Origin of the sequence: Pseudomonas sp. FP603, assembly GCF_030687415.1 — a bacterium.
Taxonomy (GTDB): Bacteria; Pseudomonadota; Gammaproteobacteria; order Pseudomonadales; family Pseudomonadaceae; genus Aquipseudomonas; species Aquipseudomonas wuhanensis.
Genome location: NZ_CP117431.1, coordinates 5,013,314 through 5,037,174 on the forward strand (window position 1 = coordinate 5,013,314; position 23,861 = coordinate 5,037,174).

At 59.0% G+C, this 23,861-nt stretch carries 21 protein-coding genes; 13 read left to right on the top strand and 8 right to left on the bottom strand.

Annotated elements, in window-relative coordinates; translation table 11 throughout:
* Nucleotides 1–172: 172 nt before the first annotated feature.
* The 3 genes from PSH65_RS23125 to PSH65_RS23135 all read right to left on the bottom strand — a co-directional run bounded on the left by PSH65_RS23125 (nt 173) and on the right by PSH65_RS23135 (nt 3,284).
* Complete coding sequence (locus tag PSH65_RS23125) at nt 173–1,831, bottom strand: cation acetate symporter (protein WP_305422575.1); 1,659 nt, start codon at nt 1,829–1,831, stop codon at nt 173–175.
* Nucleotides 1,828–2,139 (bottom strand): DUF485 domain-containing protein, encoded by a 312-nt coding sequence (locus PSH65_RS23130; RefSeq protein ID WP_007894282.1) that lies wholly within the window; start codon nt 2,137–2,139, stop codon nt 1,828–1,830. The genes PSH65_RS23125 and PSH65_RS23130 overlap by 4 nt, the downstream gene beginning before the upstream one ends.
* A gap of 293 nt (nt 2,140–2,432) precedes the next feature.
* Nucleotides 2,433–3,284 carry a glycine betaine ABC transporter substrate-binding protein gene (locus PSH65_RS23135; RefSeq protein WP_305422576.1) on the bottom strand — a complete coding sequence of 284 codons (852 nt, stop codon included), beginning with the start codon at nt 3,282–3,284 and terminating at the stop codon, nt 2,433–2,435.
* A 287-nt stretch (nt 3,285–3,571) separates the two neighbouring features.
* Here PSH65_RS23135 and PSH65_RS23140 point away from each other — a divergent pair, with 287 nt between their 5' ends.
* The gene (locus tag PSH65_RS23140) at nt 3,572–5,170 is read left to right on the top strand and encodes a beta (1-6) glucans synthase (protein ID WP_305422578.1); all 1,599 of its coding nucleotides are present in this window, start codon (nt 3,572–3,574) and stop codon (nt 5,168–5,170) included.
* A gap of 96 nt (nt 5,171–5,266) precedes the next feature.
* On the opposite strand, the gene PSH65_RS23145 is transcribed toward PSH65_RS23140, so the two are convergent.
* Nucleotides 5,267–5,635 carry a hypothetical protein gene (locus PSH65_RS23145; protein ID WP_305422579.1) on the bottom strand — a complete coding sequence of 123 codons (369 nt, stop codon included), beginning with the start codon at nt 5,633–5,635 and terminating at the stop codon, nt 5,267–5,269.
* A 223-nt stretch (nt 5,636–5,858) separates the two neighbouring features.
* Between PSH65_RS23145 and PSH65_RS23150 the strand changes: the two genes are divergently transcribed.
* Nucleotides 5,859–7,157: a serine/threonine protein kinase gene (locus PSH65_RS23150; RefSeq protein ID WP_305422581.1), complete on the top strand. Its 1,299-nt coding sequence runs from the start codon at nt 5,859–5,861 to the stop codon at nt 7,155–7,157.
* Complete coding sequence (locus tag PSH65_RS23155; RefSeq protein ID WP_305422582.1) at nt 7,150–7,938, top strand: VacJ family lipoprotein; 789 nt, start codon at nt 7,150–7,152, stop codon at nt 7,936–7,938. The genes PSH65_RS23150 and PSH65_RS23155 overlap by 8 nt, the downstream gene beginning before the upstream one ends.
* A 104-nt stretch (nt 7,939–8,042) precedes the next feature.
* Here PSH65_RS23155 and PSH65_RS23160 read toward each other — a convergent pair whose 3' ends face one another.
* Nucleotides 8,043–8,957 carry a DUF808 domain-containing protein gene (locus tag PSH65_RS23160; protein ID WP_305422583.1) on the bottom strand — a complete coding sequence of 305 codons (915 nt, stop codon included), beginning with the start codon at nt 8,955–8,957 and terminating at the stop codon, nt 8,043–8,045.
* A 134-nt stretch (nt 8,958–9,091) separates the two neighbouring features.
* Between PSH65_RS23160 and PSH65_RS23165 the strand changes: the two genes are divergently transcribed.
* Nucleotides 9,092–9,697: a TetR/AcrR family transcriptional regulator gene (locus PSH65_RS23165; RefSeq protein ID WP_305422584.1), complete on the top strand. Its 606-nt coding sequence runs from the start codon at nt 9,092–9,094 to the stop codon at nt 9,695–9,697.
* A 132-nt stretch (nt 9,698–9,829) separates the two neighbouring features.
* Here PSH65_RS23165 and PSH65_RS23170 read toward each other — a convergent pair whose 3' ends face one another.
* The 3 genes from PSH65_RS23170 to PSH65_RS23180 all read right to left on the bottom strand — a co-directional run bounded on the left by PSH65_RS23170 (nt 9,830) and on the right by PSH65_RS23180 (nt 12,402).
* Nucleotides 9,830–11,131, bottom strand: a complete 1,302-nt coding sequence (locus PSH65_RS23170; RefSeq protein ID WP_305422499.1) for a transposase — start codon at nt 11,129–11,131, stop codon at nt 9,830–9,832.
* A gap of 86 nt (nt 11,132–11,217) precedes the next feature.
* Nucleotides 11,218–11,676: a transposase gene (locus PSH65_RS23175; RefSeq protein WP_305422585.1), complete on the bottom strand. Its 459-nt coding sequence runs from the start codon at nt 11,674–11,676 to the stop codon at nt 11,218–11,220.
* A gap of 285 nt (nt 11,677–11,961) precedes the next feature.
* The gene (locus PSH65_RS23180; protein ID WP_305422586.1) at nt 11,962–12,402 is read right to left on the bottom strand and encodes a heme-binding protein; all 441 of its coding nucleotides are present in this window, start codon (nt 12,400–12,402) and stop codon (nt 11,962–11,964) included.
* Nucleotides 12,403–12,668: 266 nt separating this feature from the next.
* On the opposite strand from PSH65_RS23180, the gene gcl reads away from it, so the two are divergent.
* From gcl to PSH65_RS23225, 9 genes are all read left to right on the top strand, one after another.
* Nucleotides 12,669–14,444, top strand: a complete 1,776-nt coding sequence (gene gcl / locus PSH65_RS23185; RefSeq protein ID WP_305422588.1) for a glyoxylate carboligase — start codon at nt 12,669–12,671, stop codon at nt 14,442–14,444.
* A gap of 128 nt (nt 14,445–14,572) precedes the next feature.
* Complete coding sequence (hyi, locus tag PSH65_RS23190; RefSeq protein ID WP_305422589.1) at nt 14,573–15,355, top strand: hydroxypyruvate isomerase; 783 nt, start codon at nt 14,573–14,575, stop codon at nt 15,353–15,355.
* A gap of 149 nt (nt 15,356–15,504) precedes the next feature.
* The gene (locus PSH65_RS23195) at nt 15,505–16,395 is read left to right on the top strand and encodes a 2-hydroxy-3-oxopropionate reductase (RefSeq protein WP_008073038.1); all 891 of its coding nucleotides are present in this window, start codon (nt 15,505–15,507) and stop codon (nt 16,393–16,395) included.
* A 174-nt stretch (nt 16,396–16,569) separates the two neighbouring features.
* Nucleotides 16,570–17,850, top strand: coding sequence for a glycerate kinase (locus PSH65_RS23200; protein ID WP_305422591.1), 1,281 nt, complete (start codon nt 16,570–16,572; stop codon nt 17,848–17,850).
* Complete coding sequence (pyk, locus tag PSH65_RS23205) at nt 17,840–19,255, top strand: pyruvate kinase (RefSeq protein ID WP_305422593.1); 1,416 nt, start codon at nt 17,840–17,842, stop codon at nt 19,253–19,255. The genes PSH65_RS23200 and pyk overlap by 11 nt, the downstream gene beginning before the upstream one ends.
* A gap of 138 nt (nt 19,256–19,393) precedes the next feature.
* A complete protein-coding gene (locus tag PSH65_RS23210) occupies nt 19,394–20,308 on the top strand; it encodes an urea transporter (protein ID WP_305422594.1) in 915 nt (304 codons plus the stop codon).
* 21 nt (nt 20,309–20,329) lie between these two features.
* Nucleotides 20,330–21,154, top strand: a complete 825-nt coding sequence (locus tag PSH65_RS23215; protein WP_305422596.1) for an ion transporter — start codon at nt 20,330–20,332, stop codon at nt 21,152–21,154.
* A gap of 106 nt (nt 21,155–21,260) precedes the next feature.
* Nucleotides 21,261–22,259, top strand: a complete 999-nt coding sequence (locus tag PSH65_RS23220) for a sulfate ABC transporter substrate-binding protein (protein WP_305422597.1) — start codon at nt 21,261–21,263, stop codon at nt 22,257–22,259.
* A gap of 159 nt (nt 22,260–22,418) precedes the next feature.
* Entirely contained in the window at nt 22,419–23,678 is a 1,260-nt protein-coding gene (locus tag PSH65_RS23225) for an IS256 family transposase (RefSeq protein ID WP_305422598.1), read from the top strand.
* The last annotated feature ends 183 nt before the right edge of the window (nt 23,679–23,861 follow it).

Consider the following 23,861-nt stretch of genomic DNA (forward strand, 5'->3'; position numbering starts at 1 on the left):
AAGCCGTAACCGCAGAAACGGATATGTACACGATCAAAGAGCCCAGTCGACTATCGGGCCACCTTCGCGAGCAAGTCAAACAAGGGCCGATAACCGCCCAATAAAAAAATGCCCCAATCTCTCGACCGGGGCATTTTTGTGTAGCTCAGCTTATATATAGAAACTCAAAGCCTCAGTGCGAAACCGCCCCACTCGCCCCCAACCCGGTCTGCGAACGAACAAACTGCGGGAAGAACAACGCCCGCTCGTTCACACCCTCGGCCGACTTATCGGTGATCGAGAAGAACCAGATCCCGACAAACGCAATGGCCATGGAGAACAGCGCCGGGTATTCATACGGGAAGATCGCCTTCTCGTGACCCAGTATCTGCACCCAGATGGTTGGCCCCAACACCATCAAGCCAACAGCACTGACCAGGCCCAGCCAGCCGCCGATCATCGCACCGCGAGTCGTCAGCTTCTTCCAGTACATGGAAAGCAGCAACACCGGGAAGTTACAGCTCGCCGCGATGGAGAACGCCAGGCCCACCATGAACGCGATGTTCTGCTTCTCGAACAGAATCCCCAGACCGATCGCCAGCACCGCCAGAGCGATGGTGGTGATTTTCGAGACACGGATCTCGTCCTTCTCGTTGGCCTTGCCCTTCTTGATCACGCTGGCATACAGGTCATGGGACACCGCCGAAGCACCGGCCAGGGTCAGACCAGCTACCACCGCCAGGATGGTTGCGAACGCCACCGCCGAGATGAAGCCCAGGAAGATACTGCCACCCACTGCGTTGGCCAGGTGCACCGCCGCCATGTTGTTGCCGCCCAACAGCGCGCCGGCCGCATCTTTGAAGGCCGGGTTGGTGCTGACCAGCAGGATCGCGCCGAAGCCGATGATGAAGGTCAGGATGTAGAAGTAGCCAATGAAGCCGGTTGCATACAGCACACTCTTGCGAGCTTCTTTCGCGTCACTCACGGTGAAGAAGCGCATCAGGATGTGCGGCAGGCCAGCGGTACCGAACATCAGCGCCAGGCCAAGGGAGAAGGCGGAGATCGGGTCTTTCACCAGACCGCCGGGGCTCATGATTGCCTCACCCTTAGGGTGAACCTTGATCGCCTCGGAGAACAGCGCGTTGAAGTCGAAGTTGACGTGTTTCATTACCATCAGCGCCATGAACGAGGCACCGGACAGCAACAGCACCGCCTTGATGATCTGCACCCAGGTCGTCGCCAGCATGCCGCCGAACAGCACGTACAAGCACATCAGGATACCGACCAGAATCACCGCAACGTGATAGTCGAGACCAAACAGCAGCTGAATCAGCTTGCCGGCACCGACCATTTGCGCGATCAGGTAGAACGCTACCACCACCAACGAACCGCACGCCGACAGCGAGCGGATCTGGGTTTGCCCCAGGCGATAGGACGCCACGTCGGCAAAGGTGTACTTGCCCAGGTTACGCAGGCGCTCGGCGATCAGGAACAGAATGATCGGCCAGCCCACCAGGAAACCGATCGAGTAGATCAGGCCGTCGTAGCCAGAGGTGAACACCAGGGCGGAAATACCCAGGAAGGACGCCGCGGACATGTAGTCACCGGCAATCGCCAGACCGTTCTGGAAACCGGTGATCTTGCCGCCCGCCGCATAGTAGTCGGCAGCCGAGTTGTTCTTCTTGGAAGCCCAGTAAGTGATATATAAAGTCGCGCCGACGAACGCCACAAACATCAGGATCGCCGCGATGTTCAGGGGTTGTTTCTGTACCGCACCCGTGAGGGCTTCAGCCGCCCAGGCGCCAGGTGCAAAGGCTGCGATGCTCAATAGAGCCATTAGACGCCGGATCATTGCTGAGCCTCCTTGAGAATCGCATTGTTCAAGTCGTCGAATTCGCCGTTGGCGCGTCGCACGTAGATGCCCGTCAGGATAAAGGCCGAAACAATCAGCCCGACACCGATCGGAATGCCCCACGTAATCGAAGACTCGGGGCTGATTTTCGCACCCAGAATATGCGGCCCGTAGGCAATCAAAAGGATGAATCCGGAGTACAGCCCAAGCATGATCGCCGAAAGAATCCAGGCGAATCGTTCTCTCTTGCTGACCAGCTCTTTGAAGCGCGAGCTGTTTTGTATCGAGAGGTAAATGCTGTCGTTCATTGTTTTTATCCTCGCAGCACAGATTTAGTTGGAACGGTATCCACTCTATGCGGCTGCCGGACAGGTTCCAGACGACCTTAGTATTAGAACGACATGACACAGCCGCCATTTTTCAGCATGCATTAAACAATGCGGGGGCGGGCTTGCTCGCGAAGGCGGAGTGTCAGCCAACATCGTTGCTGAATGACACACCGCTTTCGCGACCAAGCCCGCCCCACATAAAAAAACAAAAGGCCCCTTGGCATTTATGCCAAGGGGCCTCGAGAAGTGCTGACTAGGCGCCTCGGGTCAAATCATTTGATCCAGTCGGCAACGCGATCCGGGTGTTTGGCCACCCAATCTTTCGCTGCGGCTTCAGGCTTGGCGCCCTCTTGAATCGCCAACATGACTTCGCCGATTTCGTCTTTCGACGCCCACTGGAAGCTCTTCAAAAACTTCGCGACTTCAGGCGCTTTGGTTGCCAGCTCCTTGCTGCCGATGCTGTTCACGGTTTCAGCCGCGCCGTAAACGCCTTTCGGGTCTTCCAGGAAGCGCAGTTTCCACTTGGCGAACATCCAGTGCGGCACCCAACCGGTGACGGCAATGGATTCGTTTTTCTTCTCGGCACGGGTCAGCTCGGCAATCATGCCGGCGCCAGAACTGGCCTTGAGGGTGTAGCCGTCCAGGCCATAGTCCTTGATCGCCTGCTCGGACTTGAGCATCACGCCTGAACCGGCATCGATGCCGACGATACGATTTTTGAAGCTGTCGTCGGTTTTCAGATCAGCAATAGACTTGGCCTTGACGTACTCCGGCACGATCAGGCCGATTTTCGCATCCTTGAAGTTCGGGCCGTAATCGACGACCTGATCCTTGTTCTTGGTCCAGTATTCACCGTGAGTCACGGGCAACCACGCCGACAGCATGGCGTCGAGTTTGCCTGTGGCCACACCCTGCCACATGATCCCGGTGGCAACCGCTTGCAGCTTCACGTCATAACCGAGTTTCTGCCTGATCACTTCTGCGGCCACGTTGGTCGTGGCGACGCTGTCCGACCAGCCGTCTACATAACCGATCGTCACTGCCTTGCCTTCAGCGCTGGCCATCGTAGAACTGATCGCCAGCACCAAAGCGGCACCTGCGCCCAAGAGTCGTCGCATCTTCATCGTTACTTCCCCGAAAGTGCTGCGCTCGACGGATGCCGAGCCGCTCAACGTATTGTTATGGTGCACAGCGCCCCCATCACGCCTCACTGCAAACTCGTTCAAACATCAGCGGAGTACTGACGCCACGATAATCAACCTGACGCCAACCGCGACCTGCTCTGCCAGCGACCTCAAGGCATCGAGAAACGACATCAGAACGCCATTAATCGTGCCCCGTGAAAGTACGCACGCCAACCCCGCCCAAACTTTGCATGTCAAAATTATGCAGGCCACCAAGCACGGGACAAATGCAGGTAACATGCGCGGCTTTGTTCCCAGACGGCCTGACCATGCCCGCGACATCACGCTTTCCTTTTTTTGCTTATTTATTCGCCTGCCTGCTGGGGCTTTTTGCCCTCGGCGGTTTCTGGTATGGCCTCGGCAAACCGGTGATCCTGCCGGACGTGACCAGCGCAACGCACAAGCTGCAATGCGCCTCCTACACCCCGTTCGACAAAGACCAATCGCCGTTCGATGTACCGTTCAAACTGCGCCCCGAGCGCATGGACGCCGACCTCGCGCTACTGGCAACCCGTTTTGAATGCATCCGTACCTATTCCATGACCGGCCTCGAGGCTATACCCGATCTGGCGCGCAAGCATGGCTTGAAGCTGATGATCGGCGCCTGGGTCAACAGCAACCCGGTGGACACTGCCAAGGAAGTCGACCTGCTGATCGCCTCGGCCAATGCCAACGCCGATGTGGTGACTGCGGTGATCGTAGGCAACGAAACCCTGCTGCGCAAGGAAGTGACCGGCGCACAGTTGGCGACGCTGATTAACAAAGTCAAAAGTCAGGTCAAACAACCGGTGACCTACGCCGACGTCTGGGAGTTCTGGCTCAAGCACCCGGAAATCGCCCCCGCGGTGGACTTCCTGACCATCCATTTGCTGCCGTACTGGGAAGACGATCCGTCGAACATCGACGCCGCGCTGCAGCATGTGGCCGAAGTGCGCCAGGTGTTCGGCAACAAGTTCGCGCCCAAGGACGTGATGATTGGTGAAACCGGCTGGCCAAGCGAAGGCCGCCGTCAGCGTGAAACCGCCTTGCCGAGCAGGGTCAATGAAGCCAAGTTCATTCGCAGCTTTGTGATCATGGCCGAGCAGCAAGGCTGGCATTACAACCTGATCGAGGCATTCGACCAGCCTTGGAAACGCGCCAGCGAAGGTGCGGTCGGGGGTTATTGGGGACTGTTCGACGCCGATCGCCAGGATAAGGGCGTACTCGCCGGGCCGGTCTCGAACGTGCCGTACTGGTCGCAATGGCTGATGGTGGGTGGCTTGATCTTCATCGGCACGCTGATCCTCGGCGGTCGCGTTCGCAGCACCCGCGCGGCGCTGGTTCTGCCACTGCTCGGTGCAGTGGCGGCCTGTTCGATTGGCGCTTGGGGCGACCTGGCCCGTGTCACCACCCGGTTTGCCAGTGAATGGCTGTGGGTCGCCTTGCTGACGGGGTTGAATGTGTTGGTGCTGGCGCATGCCGCGCTGACCTTGAGCGCTCGGACCGGCTGGCGTGAACGCGCCTTCGATGCACTGGAACGTCGTGCCGGCTGGTGGCTGGCAGCGGCAGGTTTTGCCGCGGCGGTGATGATGCTGGAGTTGGTGTTCGACCCGCGTTATCGCAGCTTCCCGAGTGTCGCATTCATCCTGCCGGCGCTGGTGTACCTGTGCCGGCCGGTCAGCGTGCCGCGTCGGGAAATCGCCCTGCTGACCTTCATCATCGGCGCCGGCATTGCGCCACAGCTGTATCAAGAAGGTTTGCAGAACCAGCAGGCCTGGGGTTGGGCGCTGGTGAGTGTGTTGATGGTGGCGGCGTTGTGGCGCAGCTTGCGGGTTCGCAAGGGGTGATCTTCAGCGCGGCTACCGGCCTCATCGCGGGCAAGCCCGCTCCCACAGGGTTTACGCAATCCTTGTGGGAGCGGGCTTGCCCGCGATGACGGATTATCAAACGCTACGAGAAGCCCGAACCAGACGCAAAGCAGCAATCACCACCGCAAACACCGCTAACGTGGTGTTGTACAACGCCAGCGCCGGAAATCCGAATACCAGCGCCAGCACCGCCAACCACCACCCCGCTCGCCCCGGCAGCACAAAACCGAGCACCGCAGCGGCCACTGCTGCCCAGCCCAGCACCTTGAAATGAATCATCAAACCCAGATTCGACCGAATCTGGCATTCCCAGCGACTGGCCTCATCAACGCAAACGCCAACCCATTGAGCATCCTCCATGAAGCCATAACGCGCGCCATAACTGGCGGCCAGCCATAACGGCAGAAGAACGAGCAACAGGATCACGGGCAGACGGCGGGACATGAAGCACTCCAATAAACGAAATCGGCGGCCAGCTTAATCCCCCGACCGCGGTAAGCAAGTGACATCAACAGATAACTGTTCATGAAATAGCTGCAAAGTGTATCGTCCTGCTACCGTTGCTCCGAAATCAGGCCGGTTTGGTACCGATCATGGCACTTTGGCGCAAATCCGATGGTCATAGCCTGCGAACTTCATCCGGCACCTTCCTCTAAGGGATCTAGTCATGCTCCGCTCCTTGCGCTGCGCCGCCCTGTTTGGCGGCTTGTTTTTAAGTGCGTCCGCACTGGCGGCCGACATTGATGCCGCCAGTTACGGCTACCCCCTGACCAACCCGTTCGAGGCGACTATCGCCACGACACCGCCGGAGTTACGCCCGGAATTGCCGCACGATGACGACATCAATCAGTCGGACCGCAGTGTCACGATGCGCCCCGAGCGTGAGTTCAACCTGCCGGACAACTTCTGGCCGGTAAAGCAACTCACCTATCGCATCGCCACGCAAGATCAAGCCGCACCGTTGATCTTCCTGATCTCCGGCACCGGTGCACGCTACGACAGCACCCTCAATGAGTACCTGAAAAAGCTCTACTACAAGGCCGGCTATCACGTGGTGCAACTGTCGTCGCCCACCAGCTACGATTTCATGAGCGCGGCCTCGCGCTTCGCCACCCCAGGCATAACCAAGGAAGATGCCGAAGACATGTACCGGGTGATGCAGGCTGTGCGGGCGCAGAACCCGAAATTACCGGTCACCGACTATTACCTGAGCGGCTACAGCCTCGGCGCCCTGGATGCGGCCTTTGTGGCGCACCTGGATGAAACCCGTCGCAGCTTCAATTTCAAGAAAGTCTTGCTGCTCAACCCGCCGGTCAACCTTTACACCTCGATCACCAACCTGGACAAGCTGGTACAAACAGAGGTGAAAGGCATCAACAACAGCACCACCTTCTATGAGCTGGTGCTGGACAAACTGACCCGCTACTTCCAGCAAAAGGGTTACATCGACCTCAACGATGCCCTGCTCTACGACTTCCAGCAGTCCAAGCAACACCTGACCAACGAGCAGATGGCCATGCTGATTGGCACTTCGTTCCGTTTCTCGGCGGCTGACATTGCCTTCACCTCGGACCTGATCAACCGTCGCGGCCTGATCACGCCACCGAAATACCCGATCACCGAAGGCACCACCCTCACACCATTCCTCAAACGCGCGCTGCAGTGCGATTTCGACTGCTACATCACCGAGCAAGTCATTCCGATGTGGCGCGCCCGCACCGACGGCGGCAGCCTGCTGCAATTGATCGATCAGGTCAGCCTGTATGCGCTCAAGGATTATCTGCACGGCAGCCCGAAAATCGCCGTCATGCACAACGCTGACGACGTGATCCTCGGCCCTGGCGACCTGGGGTTTCTGCGCCGGACCTTCGGCGACCGTTTGACTGTTTATCCATTGGGCGGCCATTGCGGCAACCTCAACTATCGCGTCAACAGCGACGCCATGCTGGAGTTTTTCCGTGGCTAAATACCCCCTGCTGATCGCATCGTTACTCTGTGCAGGCGTCGCCAACGCCGACAACAGCAAAGCCAATGCACCTGTGGTGGTCGATAGTGACGGCTTCAAGGAACCGCTGAGCAAACTCAAATTCAACCCGGGGCTGGATCAGCGCGAGTTCGAACGCTCGACGCTCAACGCGCTGAACGTCTACGACCCGCTGGAAGAGTGGAACCGCCGCGTCTACCACTTCAACTACCGTTTCGACCAATGGGTGTTCCTGCCCGTGGTCAACGGCTATCGCTACATCACCCCAAGTTTCCTGCGCACTGGCGTCAGCAACTTCTTCAACAACGTCGGCGATATTCCGAACCTGGTGAACAGCCTGCTGCAATTCAAGGGGCAGCGTTCGATGGAAACCACCGCGCGCCTGCTGCTCAACACCACCATCGGTGTCGCCGGCCTGTGGGATCCGGCCACCTCCATGGGGCTGCCGCGCCAGAGCGAAGACTTCGGCCAGACGCTAGGCTTCTACGGCGTACCGGGCGGCGCCTACTTCGTGCTGCCGATCCTCGGCCCGTCAAACCTGCGTGACACTGCAGGCCTGGTGGTGGATTACACCGGCGAATCGGCGATCAACTTCCTGAACGTGGCCGAAGTCAGCTCCAACCATCCGGAAGTCTGGGCCCTGCGCGCCGTCGACAAGCGCTATCAGAACAGCTTCCGCTATGGTCAGCTGAATACGCCGTTCGAGTATGAAAAAGTGCGTTACGTGTACACCGAGTCGCGCAAGCTGCAGGTTGCCGAGTAATTCTATCGGCAACAAAAAAGGCCATTCGATTTGCGTCGAATGGCCTTTTTTATGTGCGGTGTCTCAAACACCACCGCTCCCACACTCGATCGTATTGCCAGGCTTCAGCCTTTAACTGCTTTCCAGATTTTGCTCACGAACATCACCCCAACCAACACCGCCGCACCCGCCACAATCCCGGCCACCGCATTCAGCAATGTCGGCACGATAAACCCGGCTCCACCAGCACCTGCGCTGACACCCTCGATCCAGTGATGAACCACCGGCACGCCGTGGGTCAGAATCCCGCCGCCGACCAAAAACATCGCCGCGGTACCGATCACCGACAGGCTTTTCATCATGTACGGCGCTGCACGCAGAATCCCGCCGCCGATGCTTTTAGCCATTTGCCCAGGCTTCTGGGTCAGCCATAGACCGAGGTCATCGAGTTTGACGATGCCGGCCACCAGGCCATAGACGCCGATGGTCATGACGATGGCGATGCCCGAGAGCACGATCACTTGCTGGGTCAGCGAAGCGGCAGCCACGGTACCCAAGGTGATGGCGATGATTTCCGCCGAGAGAATGAAGTCGGTACGGATCGCCCCCTTGATCTTGTCCTTTTCGAACGCCACCAGATCGACCGCCGGGTTGGCCACAGCCTCGACCAGCTCTGCGTGTTCGGCCTGATCTTCAGCTTTGCTGTGGAGGAATTTGTGGGCGAGTTTTTCGAAACCTTCGAAGCACAGGTAAGCGCCACCGACCATCAACAATGGTGTGACCAGCCACGGAATGAACGCGCTGATGGCCAAGGCCGATGGCACCAGGATCAGCTTGTTGAGGAACGAGCCCTTGGCCACCGCCCACACCACCGGGATTTCCCGCTCGGCACGCACGCCGGAAACCTGCTGGGCATTGAGCGCCAGATCATCGCCAAGCACGCCGGCGGTCTTCTTCGCGGCCATTTTGGTCATCAACGCCACATCATCCAGTACGGTGGCGATGTCGTCGATCAGCACCAGCAAACTGCTTCCTGCCATGAATCAGGTTTCCTTCTTGAATGAATGCTGCGCAGCATAGCGCGACCGAGGGCACACGGGGGCATTCTTGAGCGCCGCGCGAGGCCGGTGCTACCATGCGCAACCGCCAGAACAGGCAAGGAACTCCTTGGTTTATGAGCACTATCCGCGAGCGCAACAAAGAACTGATCCTGCGTGCCGCCAGCGAAGAATTTGCCGACAAGGGCTTCGCTGCGACCAAAACCAGTGACATCGCGGCCAAGGCCGGGCTACCCAAGCCTAACGTCTACTACTACTTCAAATCCAAGGAAAACCTCTACCGCGAGGTCCTGGAAAGCATCATCGAGCCCATCCTGCAGGCCTCGACGCCGTTCAACGCCGATGGCGTGCCCAGCGAAGTGCTGAGCGGCTACATTCGCTCTAAAATCCGCATCTCCCGTGACCTGCCCTTCGCCTCCAAGGTGTTCGCCAGCGAAATCATGCACGGCGCCCCGCACCTGAGCCCCGACCTGGTCGAGCAACTCAACGGCCAGGCCAGGCACAACATCGACTGCATCCAGACCTGGATCGACCGCGGCCAGATCGCCCCGATCGACCCCAACCACCTGATGTTCAGCATCTGGGCCGCGACCCAGACCTACGCCGACTTCGACTGGCAAATTTCTGCGGTGACCGGTAAGGCCAAGCTGGATGAGGCCGACTATGAGGCGGCGGCGCAGACGATTATCCGGTTGGTGCTTAAGGGGTGTGAGGTGGACTGAACGACCGAGTGAACCCCAATCGCGGGCAAGCCCGCTCCCACAAGGATCGAGGGTGTTCACACATTTTGTATTCACCAGCAGGAACCTGTGGGAGCGGGCTTGCCCGCGATGGGCATAGGTATCTACACATCTCTAAAGTCTTCGGCTGGCCACCCAGCCGATGGCCTCTTTAGCAAAACCCGCCAGTTCCTGGGGCGTGTATTGCTCCAATGTCTCGCACATGGCCAAAAGCATGTATAAACCGGCCAGCAGCGCGGAAGCCGTCACCGGCTGCGAGCGCTTCATCTGTCGACCAGACAGACGGACCAAAAAATCCCGTGTTTGCTCAGCAAACTCCCCCTTAGCCCGCATCAGACGCCAACTGACAGCACATGCCTGACTGGCGATCAACAGCCGTTTGAACACCGCTTCACCGCTCTCTTGCTGCCAGTTTTCCAGCTGATGCCCACCCCCTTTAAGCAGTTTGAAGTAGGACTCGATACGCCAGCGCCAGTAATACCAGAGCGCCAATCGTTCATCTGCGACCTCTTGCTCAAGGTTGCTCAGCAAATACCATTCGGCCAGCAGGTGACCATCGGCTCCCAGTATTCGGCTCACGACGAGCCGGGCCGGCAACGGCTCACCAGACTTGCGCAGCGTCTTGCGGTCGGCCCTGTCTTTGGTGAAAGGCTGGGCTTGGCGAGTCAGCACGACGGCGGTTTCTCCCACCCATTGAATGGCCGGTTTTCCTTTGTAGTCCACCTTGCGAGTTTTGCGGTAGGTCATCTCGCGAGCAATTTGACTCAGGGCCCTCGATTGACCTGCATGACTGGCCGTGGAACCGGCCTTGACTCGCACCAGCCATTGCCGACCTTCGGCCTGCCATTGCCTCAGGTGAGCGACCGAATCAGCCTCTCGATCCACGATATGGACAAGCGGCTTGGCAAAATTCTGCTGTTCCAGCCAAGTGATACGTTGTGTCAGTTCATGCAGATGCTTCTCAGGGGCCAGCACTTCTTCGGCTCGCGTGCTGAGCACGCCGTCCCTGGTCGCTAGATTCTGAGCAGGAGTACAGATCGGTGCACCGTCACGATCCGTGACGAGCAGGCTGCTTTGCAGCTCGTAACCGATGTCGCCCCGGTGGGTCATTTGCAGGCGATCAGCCTTGCTGTGGTGGTGCATGTAATTGAGCCGAGACCAATCATGCATGACCAGCGCGTAATCATCGCAGTCATCTCGACAACCCTCGTGGGCTAACGCCAGCAGCGGTTTAACCAGGTCAACGGGCCGAACCCGGTCATTGCTCAAAAATCGCCAAAGGGCTTGCGTCTGTGCAAAAGCCTTGTCGCTTCGCGGCAAGGCTTTCATCCCGGCGGCCAGCGCCGGTAGTCCATTACTGTGTCCCATGACTAACTCGTCGTATCGTTTTGTCAGTCGGGCATCTAGCCCGGTCATTTGATATCCATGCCGTCCCTTTATAGACCAGGATCGGGAGATGTGTAGATACCTATGCCGCGATTGGGGCGACTCGATCTGAAGTCTTAAAGCCAAATAGCATCCCACAAGGGATAGTCGCCAAGCCGCTCTACAAGCCCTGCCCGCAATGGATTCGCCACTACATACCGTGCGATCTTCACCAAGTCTTCTTCTCGCCTCAATGCCCGGTCGTGATAGCCCTGCTGCCAAAGTGGTCCATTCCTGTTACTGGAAAGATTCACCTCCCGCGTAATCAGTGACTTGGTTTGACGCATCAGATTACTGAGCGAACAGTTCTCCAACTCGACAAGCCAATGGAAGTGATCAGGCATAACGACCCATGCCAGTGAATTCACTAAGCCTGTGTTTTGTGCTTGGCGAAATTGATGAACAACCAATCTGCCCAATGCGAAATCCGCAAAAACCGGCTTGCGATCAAGTGTATTGGTAGTCAGTAAATAGATTCGATTGGGTTCGGCATAGCGCCCCGTTCGTAGGCGATGTGAAGCAGGAAGATCAGGCAATCCGTTGCCCCTTCATGATGGATTCATCAGAAGACTAGACCTGAGCAGCCCATAGACCGCGACAATCCGTTATCTGGATGTGTCCATGAAGCCGCCATCGCGGGCAAGCCCGCTCCCACAAGGATCGAAGGTGCTCACAGATTTTGTGTCCACCTACAAGGATCGAAGGTGTTCACAGATTTTGTGTTCACCTACAAGGATCGAGGGTGTTCCCACATTTTGTGTTCACCGCTGAACCTGTGGGAGCGGGCTTGCCCGCGATGACATTCGATCAGACGCTGAAAATCAACCAACCACCCCCGCATCCGCCCTCAACCCCTGCCCCTCAATCGCCCTGATCGCACACTGTTCATCGACATCAGACAAATCGCCGCTGATACCCACCGCTCCCAGCACAGTCCCGTCCTGATCCCGAACCAACACGCCGCCCGGCACCGGCACGACGCTGCCCTGCCCCAGGCTGTTCAGCGCGGCGAAGAAGGCCGGGCGTTGTTGGGCGTCTTGTGCCAGCAGGCGTGAGCCCTTGCCCAAGGCGATGGCGCCCCAAGCTTTGCCGATGGCGATCTGCGGGCGCAGCAGGCTGGCGCCGTCTTCGCGTTGCAGCGTTATCAAGTGCCCGCCGGCGTCCAGCACGGCAACGGTCAAGGGCGCGGCGGAGATTTCCCGGCCTGTGGAGATGGCCTGATTGGCCAGGTTGACTGCGACGTTCAAGGTTAAAGCGCTCATGGTGCCGTCCTCATCTTGTTATAGGGAAAGCCGTTGGATTGCTTTCTGTTGCGCAATCCGATGCAACAAATAGAACACAATGAATTATTTTTTTGTATACAATAATTTTCGAAAAGCGCCACATGCGACGAAAAGCCACAGTCCTTCGGGCTTCCGACGAATGAAACAGCTGCTTGAGAAAATGGATTGACCTGCGCCGTCCGCCGTGAATACACTCTGCGCAAAGCCACTTGTATACAATTACAAAACGTAAGAGGCACAAAACCATGAGCAAAATGAGAGCAATCGAAGCCGCCGTTCTGGTGATGCGCCGTGAAGGGGTTGATACCGCTTTTGGCATCCCCGGCGCCGCGATCAACCCGCTGTACTCCGCCTTGCAGAAGGTCGGTGGCATCGATCACGTCCTCGCTCGCCACGTTGAAGGCGCCTCGCACATGGCCGAGGGCTACACCCGCACCAAGGCCGGCAACATCGGCGTATGCATCGGCACGTCCGGCCCGGCCGGCACCGACATGGTCACCGGGCTTTACAGCGCCTCGGCCGACTCGATCCCGATCCTGTGCATCACCGGTCAGGCACCGCGGGCCCGGATGCACAAGGAAGACTTCCAGGCCGTCGATATCACCAGCATAGTCAAGCCGGTCACCAAGTGGTCGACCACTGTTATGGAGCCGGGCCAAGTGCCTTACGCGTTCCAGAAAGCCTTCTATGAAATGCGCTCCGGCCGCCCAGGCCCGGTGCTGATTGACCTGCCGTTCGACGTGCAGATGGCCGAAATCGAATTCGACATCGACGCCTATGAGCCGCTGCCGCTGGCCAAGCCGACCGCTAACCGCGTGCAGATCGAGAAGGCCTTGGCCATGCTTGATCAGGCTGAGCGCCCATTGTTGGTGGCCGGTGGCGGCATTATCAATGCCGACGCCAGCGAGTTGCTGGTGGAGTTCGCCGAGCTGACCGGCATTCCAGTGGTCCCGACCCTGATGGGCTGGGGCACCATCCCGGACGATCACCCGCTGATGGTTGGCATGGTCGGTCTGCAAACCTCGCACCGTTATGGCAATGCCACGATGTTGAAGTCGGACCTGGTGCTGGGCGTCGGTAACCGTTGGGCCAACCGTCACACCGGTTCGGTCGACGTTTACACCGAAGGCCGCAAGTTCATTCACGTCGACATCGAACCGACCCAGATCGGCCGCGTGTTCACCCCGGACCTGGGCATCGTGTCCGACGCTGCTGCCGCATTGACTGTGTTCATCGAAGTCGCTCGCGAATGGCAAGCCGCCGGCAAGCTGAAAAACCGCAGCGCCTGGCTGCAAGACTGCCAGCAACGCAAAGCCAGCCTGCAGCGCAAGACTCACTTCGACAACGTGCCGGTCAAGCCGCAACGTGTTTACGAAGAGATGAACCAGGTGTTCGGCAAGGACACCTGTTACGTCAGCACTATTGGTCTGTCGCAGATTGCCGGCGCGCAGTTCCTGCATGTCTACAAACCGCGTCACTGGATCAACTGCGGTCAGGCCGGCCCGTTGGGCTGGACCATTCCGGCAGCACTCGGCGTGGTCAAGGCTGATCCGACCCGCAAGGTGGTGGCGCTCTCGGGCGACTACGACTTCCAGTTCATGATCGAAGAACTGGCGGTGGGTGCGCAGTTCAAGCTGCCATACATCCACGTTGTGGTGAACAACTCGTACCTGGGGCTGATCCGTCAGGCTCAGCGCGGTTTCGACATGGACTACTGCGTGCAGCTGTCCTTCGACAACCTCAACGCTCCGGAACTCAACGGTTACGGTGTCGACCACGTCGCTGTCGCCGAAGGCCTGGGTTGCAAGGCGCTGCGGGTGTTCGAACCGGGTCAGATCCAGCCTGCCCTGCGCAAGGCTCAGGAACTGATCGAAGAGTTCAAGGTGCCGGTGATCGTCGAGATCATTCTGGAGCGCGTGACCAACATTTCCATGGGCACCGAGATCAACGCTGTCAACGAATTCGAAGACCTGGCGTTGGTCGGCAACGATGCGCCAACGGCGATTTCGTTGCTCGATTGATGATCGTTCCCACGCTCTGCGTGGGAATGCAGCCCGGGACGCTCCGCGTCCCAACAGCGGATGCAGAGCGTCCAATGAGGCATTCCCACGCAGAGCGTGGGAACGATAACTTTAAACGGGAGACTACCATGCCGCGTTTCGCAGCCAACCTGTCCATGCTGTTCACCGAGCAGGATTTTCTTGCCCGTTTCGACGCTGCCGCCAAGGCCGGCTTCAGTGGTGTCGAATACCTGTTCCCCTATGACTTCAGCTCTGCCGAAATCAAGGCCAGGCTCGATGCCAATGGCTTGACCCAGGTGTTGTTCAACCTGCCGGCCGGTGACTGGGCCAAGGGCGAACGCGGTATCGCGTGCCTGCCGGATCGGGTCGAAGAGTTCCGCGCCGGTGTCGACCTGGCCATTGCCTACGCCCAAGTGCTGGGCAACACCCAGGTCAACTGCCTGGCCGGTATTCGTCCACAAGGTGTCGACGATGCCACCGTGGAAAAGACCTTTGTCGCCAACCTCAAGTACGCGGCCGACAAGCTGCAAGCGGTGGGCATCAAACTGGTGATGGAAGCGATCAACACCCGCGACATCCCGGGTTTCTACCTGAACAACACGGCGCAAGCCCTGACGATTCGCGAACAGGTCGGCAGCGCCAACCTGTTCCTGCAATACGACATCTATCACATGCAAATCATGGAGGGCGACCTGGCCCGGACCATGGCTGCGCACCTGGGCGAGATCAACCACATCCAGTTGGCCGACAATCCAGGGCGCAACGAACCGGGTACGGGTGAAATCAACTACCGCTTCCTGTTCGAGCACCTGGACCGCATCGGTTATCAAGGTTGGGTTGGCTGTGAATACAAGCCGCTGACCACCACTGAAGCGGGTCTGGGCTGGTTGAAAACCCATAACGCGATTTGACACAGATCCTGAGGGAGCTGGCTTGCCTGCGATGGCATCACCGCGGTGTGTCTGACAGACCGTGTCGCCCGCATCGCAGGCAAGCCAGCTCCCACAAAAGCAGCCCCCCTATTTGCTTGAAGCAGCAATAAAAACAAGAGGATTTTCTCATGGCTAAAATCGGATTTATCGGCACCGGCATCATGGGCCACCCAATGGCGTTGAACCTGCAGAAAGCCGGTCACAGCCTGTTCCTGTCGGCGCACCACGACCCTGCGCCTGCCGACCTGGTGGCCGCTGGCGCCGTCGCGCTGGCGAACCCGAAAGAAGTGGCCCAGGAAGCCGAATTCATCATCGTCATGGTCCCGGATACTCCGCAGGTCGATGACGTGCTGTTCCGCGCCGACGGTGTTGCCGCCGGTGTGAGCAAGGGCAAAGTCGTGATCGACATGAGCTCGATCTCGCCAACCGCCACCAAAGCCTTCGCTGCCAAGATCAACGAAAAAGGCGCGCAGTACCTAGACGCGCCGGTGTCCGGCGGTGAAGTCGGCGCCAAGGCTGCGACCTTGAGCATCATGGTCGGCGGCGATGCCGATGCGTTCGAACGCGCCCTGCCGCTGTTCCAGGCCATGGGCAAGAACATCACCCTGGTCGGTGGCAACGGCGACGGGCAAACCGCGAAAGTGGCGAACCAGATCATCGTCGCCCTGAACATCCAGGCCGTGGCCGAAGCGCTGCTGTTCGCCTCGAAAAACGGTGCCGATCCGGCCAAGGTGCGTGAAGCGCTGATGGGCGGTTTCGCGTCGTCAAAGATCCTTGAAGTTCACGGCGAACGCATGATCAAGGGCACCTTCGACCCGGGCTTCCGCATCAGCCTGCACCAGAAGGACTTGAACCTGGCCCTGGCCGGCGCTCGCGAACTGGGTATCAACCTGCCGAACACCGCCAATACCCAGCAAGTGTTCAGCACCTGCGCGGCTATCGGCGGCAGCAACTGGGACCACTCGGCGCTGATCAAGGGCCTGGAACACATGGCGAATTTCTCGATTCGCGATAAGTAACACCGATCTGAAGCTGGCTCGGTTCCTGTGGGAGCTGGCTTGCCTGCGATTCAGGAGACTCGGTCTACCTGAAAGACCGCGTCGCCTGAATCGCAGGCAAGCCAGCTCCCACAGGACCGCGTCGCAATACTTGCTTTTGCTCTATCCCAATAACAAGAATTCCGGGAGCCCGCCATGTCGGTCGATCCGCAACAACTGCTGCGCGAGCTGTTTGCCACAGCCATCGACGCGGCCCATCCGCAGCACGTCCTCGAAGCCCATTTGCCCAAAGATCGCAGCGGTCGGGTGATCGTCATTGGCGCCGGTAAAGCCGCAGCGGCCATGGCCCAGGTGGTCGAGCGCTGCTGGCAGGGCGAAGTGTCCGGCCTGGTGGTGACCCGCTACGGCCACGGCGCCCCGTGCGAAAAAATCGAAGTGGTCGAAGCCGCGCACCCGGTGCCGGATGCGGCTGGTTTGGCTGTCGCGAAACGGGTGCTGGAACTGGTCAGCGACCTGAGCGAAGACGACCGCGTGATCTTCCTGCTGTCGGGCGGTGGCTCTGCCCTGCTCGCGTTACCCGCCGCAGGCATCACCCTCGCCGACAAACAGTCGATCAACAAAGCCCTGCTCAAATCCGGCGCGACCATCGGCGAGATGAATTGCGTGCGCAAGCACCTCTCGGCGATCAAGGGCGGTCGTCTGGGCAAAGCCTGCTGGCCGGCCACGGTTTACACCTATGCGATTTCCGATGTGCCGGGCGACCTCGCCACGGTCATCGCGTCCGGCCCCACCGTGGCCGACCCGAGCACCTCGGCCGAAGCGCTGGCGATCCTCAAGCGCTATGGCATCGAAGTTCCAGCCTCGGTGCGTAACTGGCTGCAAAGCCCGGAATCGGAAACGGTCAAACCCGGCGATCCGAACCTGGCCCGCAGTCATTTCCAGTTGATCGCCCGCCCACAGCAATCGCTGGAAGCGGCGGCGGTGAAAGCCCGTCAGGCCGGTTTCAGTCCATTGATTCTCGGCGATCTGGAAGGCGAATCCCGGGACGTGGCGAAAGTCCACGCCGGCATTGCGCGGCAGATCGTCCAGCACGGCCAGCCGTTGGCAATGCCGTGTGTGATTCTGTCCGGCGGCGAAACCACCGTCACCGTGCGCGGCAATGGCCGTGGCGGACGCAACGCTGAATTCCTGCTGAGCCTGACCGACAGCCTCAAAGGCCTGCCCGGCGTCTACGCGCTGGCCGGTGACACCGACGGTATTGACGGCTCCGAAGACAACGCCGGCGCCATCATGACCCCGGGCAGTTACGCTCGCGCTACCGCCCTCGGCCTGAGCGCCAGCGATGAACTGGACAACAACAATGGCTACGGCTATTTCGCCGCGCTGGATGCGCTGATCGTCACCGAGCCGACCCGCACCAACGTCAACGACTTCCGCGCCATTCTGATTCTCGAGAGCCCTAAACATGACGCCTGATAAGAAGGTCAAAATCCTCGCCACCCTTGGCCCGGCCACCAACGGAATCGACGACATCCGTGAGCTGGTGCTGGCCGGGGTCAATATCTTTCGCCTGAACTTCAGCCACGGCGATCACGCCGACCACGCCCAGCGCTATCAATGGATTCGTGAAGTCGAGCGTCAGCTGAATTACCCGCTGGGAATTCTGATGGACCTGCAAGGCCCGAAATTGCGGGTCGGCAAATTCGCTCAAGGCAAAGTGCAGCTGCATCGCGGTCAGGCCTTGCGTCTGGACCTGGACCCAACGCCGGGCGATGAGCGCCGGGTCAACTTGCCTCACCCGGAAATCATCGCAGCACTGGAGCCAGGCATGGACCTGCTGCTGGACGACGGCAAGCTGCGCCTGCGGGTGGTCACCAAGTATGCCGACGCCATCGACACCACGGTGCTCAATGGCGGCGAGCTGTCGGATCGCAAAGGCGTCAACGTGCCGCAAGCGGTGCTGGATCTGAGCCCGCTGACCGCCAAGGATCGTCGTGACTTGAGCTTCGGTCTGGAGCTGGGGGTGGATTGGGTCGCGCTGTCGTTCGTGCAACGCCCGGAGGACATCCGCGAAGCCCGCGCACTGATCGGCGACAAGGCGTATTTGATGGCGAAAATCGAGAAGCCATCGGCCGTGACTCAACTGCGGGAAATCGCCGAATTGAGCGATGCGATCATGGTCGCTCGCGGTGACCTGGGCGTGGAAGTCCCGGCCGAGAGCGTGCCGCAGATTCAGAAAAACATCATCAGCACCTGCCGCCAACTCGGCAAACCGGTGGTGGTGGCGACGCAGATGCTGGAGTCGATGCGCTTCTCCCCTGCCCCAACCCGCGCCGAAGTCACTGACGTCGCCAACGCGGTGGCCGAAGGCGCGGACGCGGTGATGCTGTCGGCGGAAACCGCATCCGGCGAGTATCCGCTGGAAGCGGTGCAGATGATGAGCAAGATCATCCGTCAGGTGGAAAACGGCCCGGACTATCAGGCCCAACTGGACGTGAGCCGACCGAAAGCCGAGGCCACGGTGTCGGACGCGATCAGCTGCGCCATCCGCCGCATCAGCAACGTGCTGCCGGTGGCGGTGCTGGTGAACTACAGCGAGTCTGGCACGTCGAGTCTGCGGGCGGCGCGGGAACGGCCCACGGTGCCGATCCTCAACCTGACGCCGAACCTGCAAACCGCGCGGCGGTTGACGGTGGCGTGGGGCGTGCATTCGGTGGTCAATGATCGACTGCGCCAGGTGGATGAAGTGTGCTCAACGGCGTTGGAGATTGCGCAAGCACAGGGGATGGCTCAGCGGGGGGATACGTTGTTGATCACGGCGGGAGTGCCGTTTGGGCAGCCTGGGTCGACCAATTCGTTGCGCATCGAGACATTAATCTAACCCCCCTCACAATGATCGTTCCCACGCTCTGCGTGGGAATGCAGCCCGGGACGCTCCGCGTCCCAAGAGCAGACGCAGAGCGTCCATTGAGGCATTCCCACGCAGAGCGTAGGAACGATCTGTACTGACTGCCCCATCATGCCTGCCAACCACTTCAACACCCACTGCCCCGACTGGGCCACTGCCCTGCTCAACGGTTTCAGCCAGATCTTTCTCCAGCGCCATCCGCTGTGCGGGCTGCTGTGTCTGTTGGCGATTCTGTTCAGCGCGCCGGCCTTGCTCGGCGGTGCGTTGCTGGGAGGTGTCGCCGGGTTGCTCACCGCGCAACGTCGCGGGCACGCCAAGGCTGATCGTCAGGCCGGGCTGTTCAGCTACAACGGTATTCTGCTCGGTCTGCTGCTGAGCCTTTATTTCCCATGGTCGGTGCTGTTGCCACCGCTGATCATTGCCGCTGGGGGCCTGAGCGCGATGCTCACTCAGCAATGGCTCAAAGGCGCCCGTGATCATCATTGTCTACCGGCTTACACCGCACCCTTCGTTGGGTTGAGTTGGTTGTTGCTCAGCTTTGCCGCCCCACAGCAACCCCTTCCTCCGATCGAACTGAATACCCTCAACCTGCTCGCCGCCGAATTGAAAGGCCTCGGGCAAGTCATGTTCCTCGGCCATCCACTGGCCGGCGCACTGATTGCCGCCGGACTACTGATCGCCGACCGCCGCGCCTTCCTGTGGGCGCTGCTCGGCTCCGCCGCCGGCCTCGGATTCGCCTTGCTGCATCACGACACCTCCAGCGCATTACAGGGTTTGAGCGGCTACAACCCGCTGCTCGCCGCCCTCGCCTTCAGCCCGCAACGCCGCCAACCGTGGTTGCCGCTACTTGGCATTCTGCTGGCTGTGTTGCTCACACCGGGGTTCGCCGCACTCGGCCTGGCCACGCTGACCGCGCCTTTCATCCTCGCCTGCTGGCTGATTCGTGCAGGCATTCGAGTGCTGCGCCAGGCCGCCATGGACAGCGCGCCTTGCACTACCGGGGAGAATCACCCTAGGCTTCGCTGATTCTCGGTTCAGGCGTTTCCCATGGACAGCAGCAAAAACTGGCGCGAAGCGCTTTACGTCATCATTTTCCAAGCGGATACCCCGGCGGGACGGCGCTTCGACAGCATCTTGCTGTTGATCATCCTCGCCAGCCTGGTGATCGTGGTTCTGGACAGTATCGACAGCGTTCACCAGAACTACGCCGATATGCTGGCGTACATCGAATGGGGCTTCACCGTCATTTTCGCCATCGAGTACGGCCTGCGTCTTTACTGCTCACCCAAGCCGCTGCGCTACGCGTTCAGCTTCTATGGGCTGGTGGATTTGCTGGCGATCGTGCCCGGTATTCTCGCGCTGTATTACAGCGATGCGCAGTACCTGCTGATTATCCGGATCATTCGGATGCTGCGGATTTTCCGCGTGCTCAAGCTCAGCCCGTATCTGAAGCAAGCCAACTATTTGATGACAGCGCTGCGCGGCAGCAAGCAGAAGATCGTGGTATTTCTGCTCAGCGTCAGCACCCTGGTAACGGTGTTCGGCACGCTGATGTACGTGATCGAAGGCCCTGAACACGGCTTCACCAGCATCCCCAAAGGCATCTATTGGGCTATCGTCACCCTGACCACCGTGGGCTTTGGCGACATCGTGCCCAAGACGCCATTGGGTCAGGTGGTTTCGTCGCTGGTAATGATCACCGGTTACTCGATCATCGCCGTGCCAACAGGGATTTTTACCGCGGAACTGGCCAACGCCATGCGCGGCGAACAACTGCAACACGATTGCCCGACCTGCAAGAAAAATAGTCACGAACACGGCGCAGCATTTTGCTCGCGTTGCGGCAATGCGCTGTTCAAGAAACTGGAATAAGCAAAGTGCTTTTTAATCTTTAAAGGACTATGCGAGCCCGGCTATAGTCGCCGGCAAATTGCCAACACTTTCCATAGAACATGTTTGATAAAATAAGGAATGCGCAGTGAAAAAACTCTTTGGCGCCTCACTTCTGGCCTCTGGCCTGGCCTTGAGCAGCGTGGTTCAGGCTGCACCAACCCTGCTTAACGTTTCCTACGACGTGATGCGAGATTTCTACAAGGACTACAACGCCGCCTTCCAGAAACACTGGCAAGCCGAGCACAACGAAAACATCACGCTGCAGATGTCCTTCGGCGGCTCCAGCAAGCAAGCGCGTTCGGTGATCGATGGCTTGCCGGCTGACGTCATCACCATGAACATGGCTACCGACATCAACGCCCTGGCGGACAACGGCAAACTGATCCCGGACAACTGGGTTACGCGCCTGCCAAACAACAGCGCGCCATTCACGTCGGCCACCGTGTTCATCGTCCGCAAAGGCAACCCGAAAGCCCTGAAAGACTGGCCTGACCTGCTCAAGGACGGCGTGCAAGTGATCGTCCCCAACCCGAAAACCTCAGGCAACGGCCGCTACACCTATCTCTCGGCCTGGGGCTATGTGCTGAAAAATGGCGGTGACGAAAGCGCGGCAAAAGCCTTCGTCGGCAAACTGTTCAAACAAGCCCCGGTGCTGGATACCGGCGGCCGTGCAGCCACTACCACGTTCATGACCAACCAGATCGGCGACGTGCTGGTGACCTTCGAAAACGAAGCGGAAATGATTGCGCGTGAGTTTGGTCGTGATCAGTTTGAAGTGATTTACCCGAGTGTTTCCGCCGAGGCCGAGCCGCCAGTGTCTGTGGTCGACAAAGTGGTCGAGAAAAAAGGCACTCGCGCTGCCGCCGAGGAATATTTGAAGTACCTGTGGTCGCCGGCAGGTCAGGAAATTGCAGCTGCCAACTACCTGCGTCCACGTGATCCGGCGGTATTGGCCAAGTACACTGACCGCTTCCCGAAAGTTGATTTCCTTTCGGTGGAGAAGACCTTTGGTGACTGGCGCACCGTGCAGAAGACCCACTTCAATGATGGTGGGGTTTTTGATCAGATTTACAGCGGTCAGTGATTCCTGACTCCAATGAAAAGGCGACCTGCAAAGGTCGCCTTTTTTGTGGGGGTTTGCGTCATACCGTTACAATTGGCGGGGTTAGGCCGTCCTTGCCCGCTGCAATCGGGACTGTCAGAAATTTTGTGTTCGGGCATAACATGTTGAAAAGGAGCATGTATGCCGACCAAAAAGAAACCGGCCTCGGAGGCCAAAACCCAGCTTCCTTCGATTCCGAAGGAGCTGATCGATCAGTTCGTTAAAGGCCCAATGAGCGCCGAGGCGATTCAGGACGCATCCATGGCGTTCAAAAAGGCGCTTATCGAGCGAGCCCTTGGCGCGGAGCTGGGTCACCACCTTGGCTACCCTCAGGGCGCGGAGCGCCCTGAGGAGTCGAGTAACCAGCGCAACGGCAAAAGCAGCAAGACCGTGCTGACCGATGATGGCCCGCTGCGTCTGGACATTCCTCGGGATCGCGATGGCAGCTTCGCGCCAATGCTGATCCCCAAGCATGAGCGTCGGTTCACGGGCTTCGACGACAAAATCATTGCCATGTACGCCCGTGGCATGACCGTCCGAGAGATCCGGGCATTCCTTTCGGAGCAGTACGGGACCGATGTTTCCCATGATTTCATCAGCTCGGTCACTGACGCAGTGTTGGAGGAAGTGACTGCCTGGCAACAACGCCCGCTTGAGCCGATGTATCCGGTGATTTTCTTCGATGCGCTGCGGGTCAAAATCCGTGAGGAAGGACTGGTTCGCAACAAGGCCATCTACCTGGCTCTGGGCGTGCTGCCGGACGGCACCCGAGACATTTTGGGCATCTGGATTGAGACCACTGAGGGGGCCAAGTTCTGGATGAAGGTCTTCAACGACCTCAAGACCCGTGGCGTTGAGGATGTATTGATCGCGGTAACTGACGGCCTTAAAGGCATGCCAGAAGCCTTGAGTGCGGTGTTTCCGACGACGACCTTGCAGACCTGCATCGTGCACCTGATCCGTAACAGTCTTGATTACGCCTCCTGGGACAAGCGCCGCGAGTTGGCCAAAGCCCTCAAGCCGGTTTATCAGGCGCTTAACGTTGAAGCTGCCGAGCAAGCTCTGGACGCATTTGAAACGGGGCCTTGGGGCAAACAATACCCAACAGTCGTAGCCGCTTGGAGACGTGCCTGGGATCGAGTCATCCCGTTTTTTGTCTTCCCGCCTGCCATCCGAAAAGTGATCTACACCACTAACGCCATCGAGAGCATCAATGCTCAGTTGCGCAAGATCATCAAGACAAGAGGCCACTTCCCGACTGATGATGCAGCGACGAAGCTGATCTGGCTGGCACTGCAAAACATCACGGCCAATTGGGGCAGCGCAGCGCACGACTGGAAGAGCGCAATGAATCAGTTTGCGATTCTTTATGGCGATCGATTTACCAGGTCAAACTGGTGAAATGAGGGCTTGCCTTATGGCAGGCCGTTACCGGCCCGCACACAAAAAATCTGACACTCCCCTGCAATCGAGCATGCAATCGGTCCAAATGAACGGCCTCTCAATCATTCTTCAGAGGCATGATTACTATCAGCCTATTCCCTCTTCCGCCGCTCTAGCCAGCCGATTAGCCTCCCCCGCATT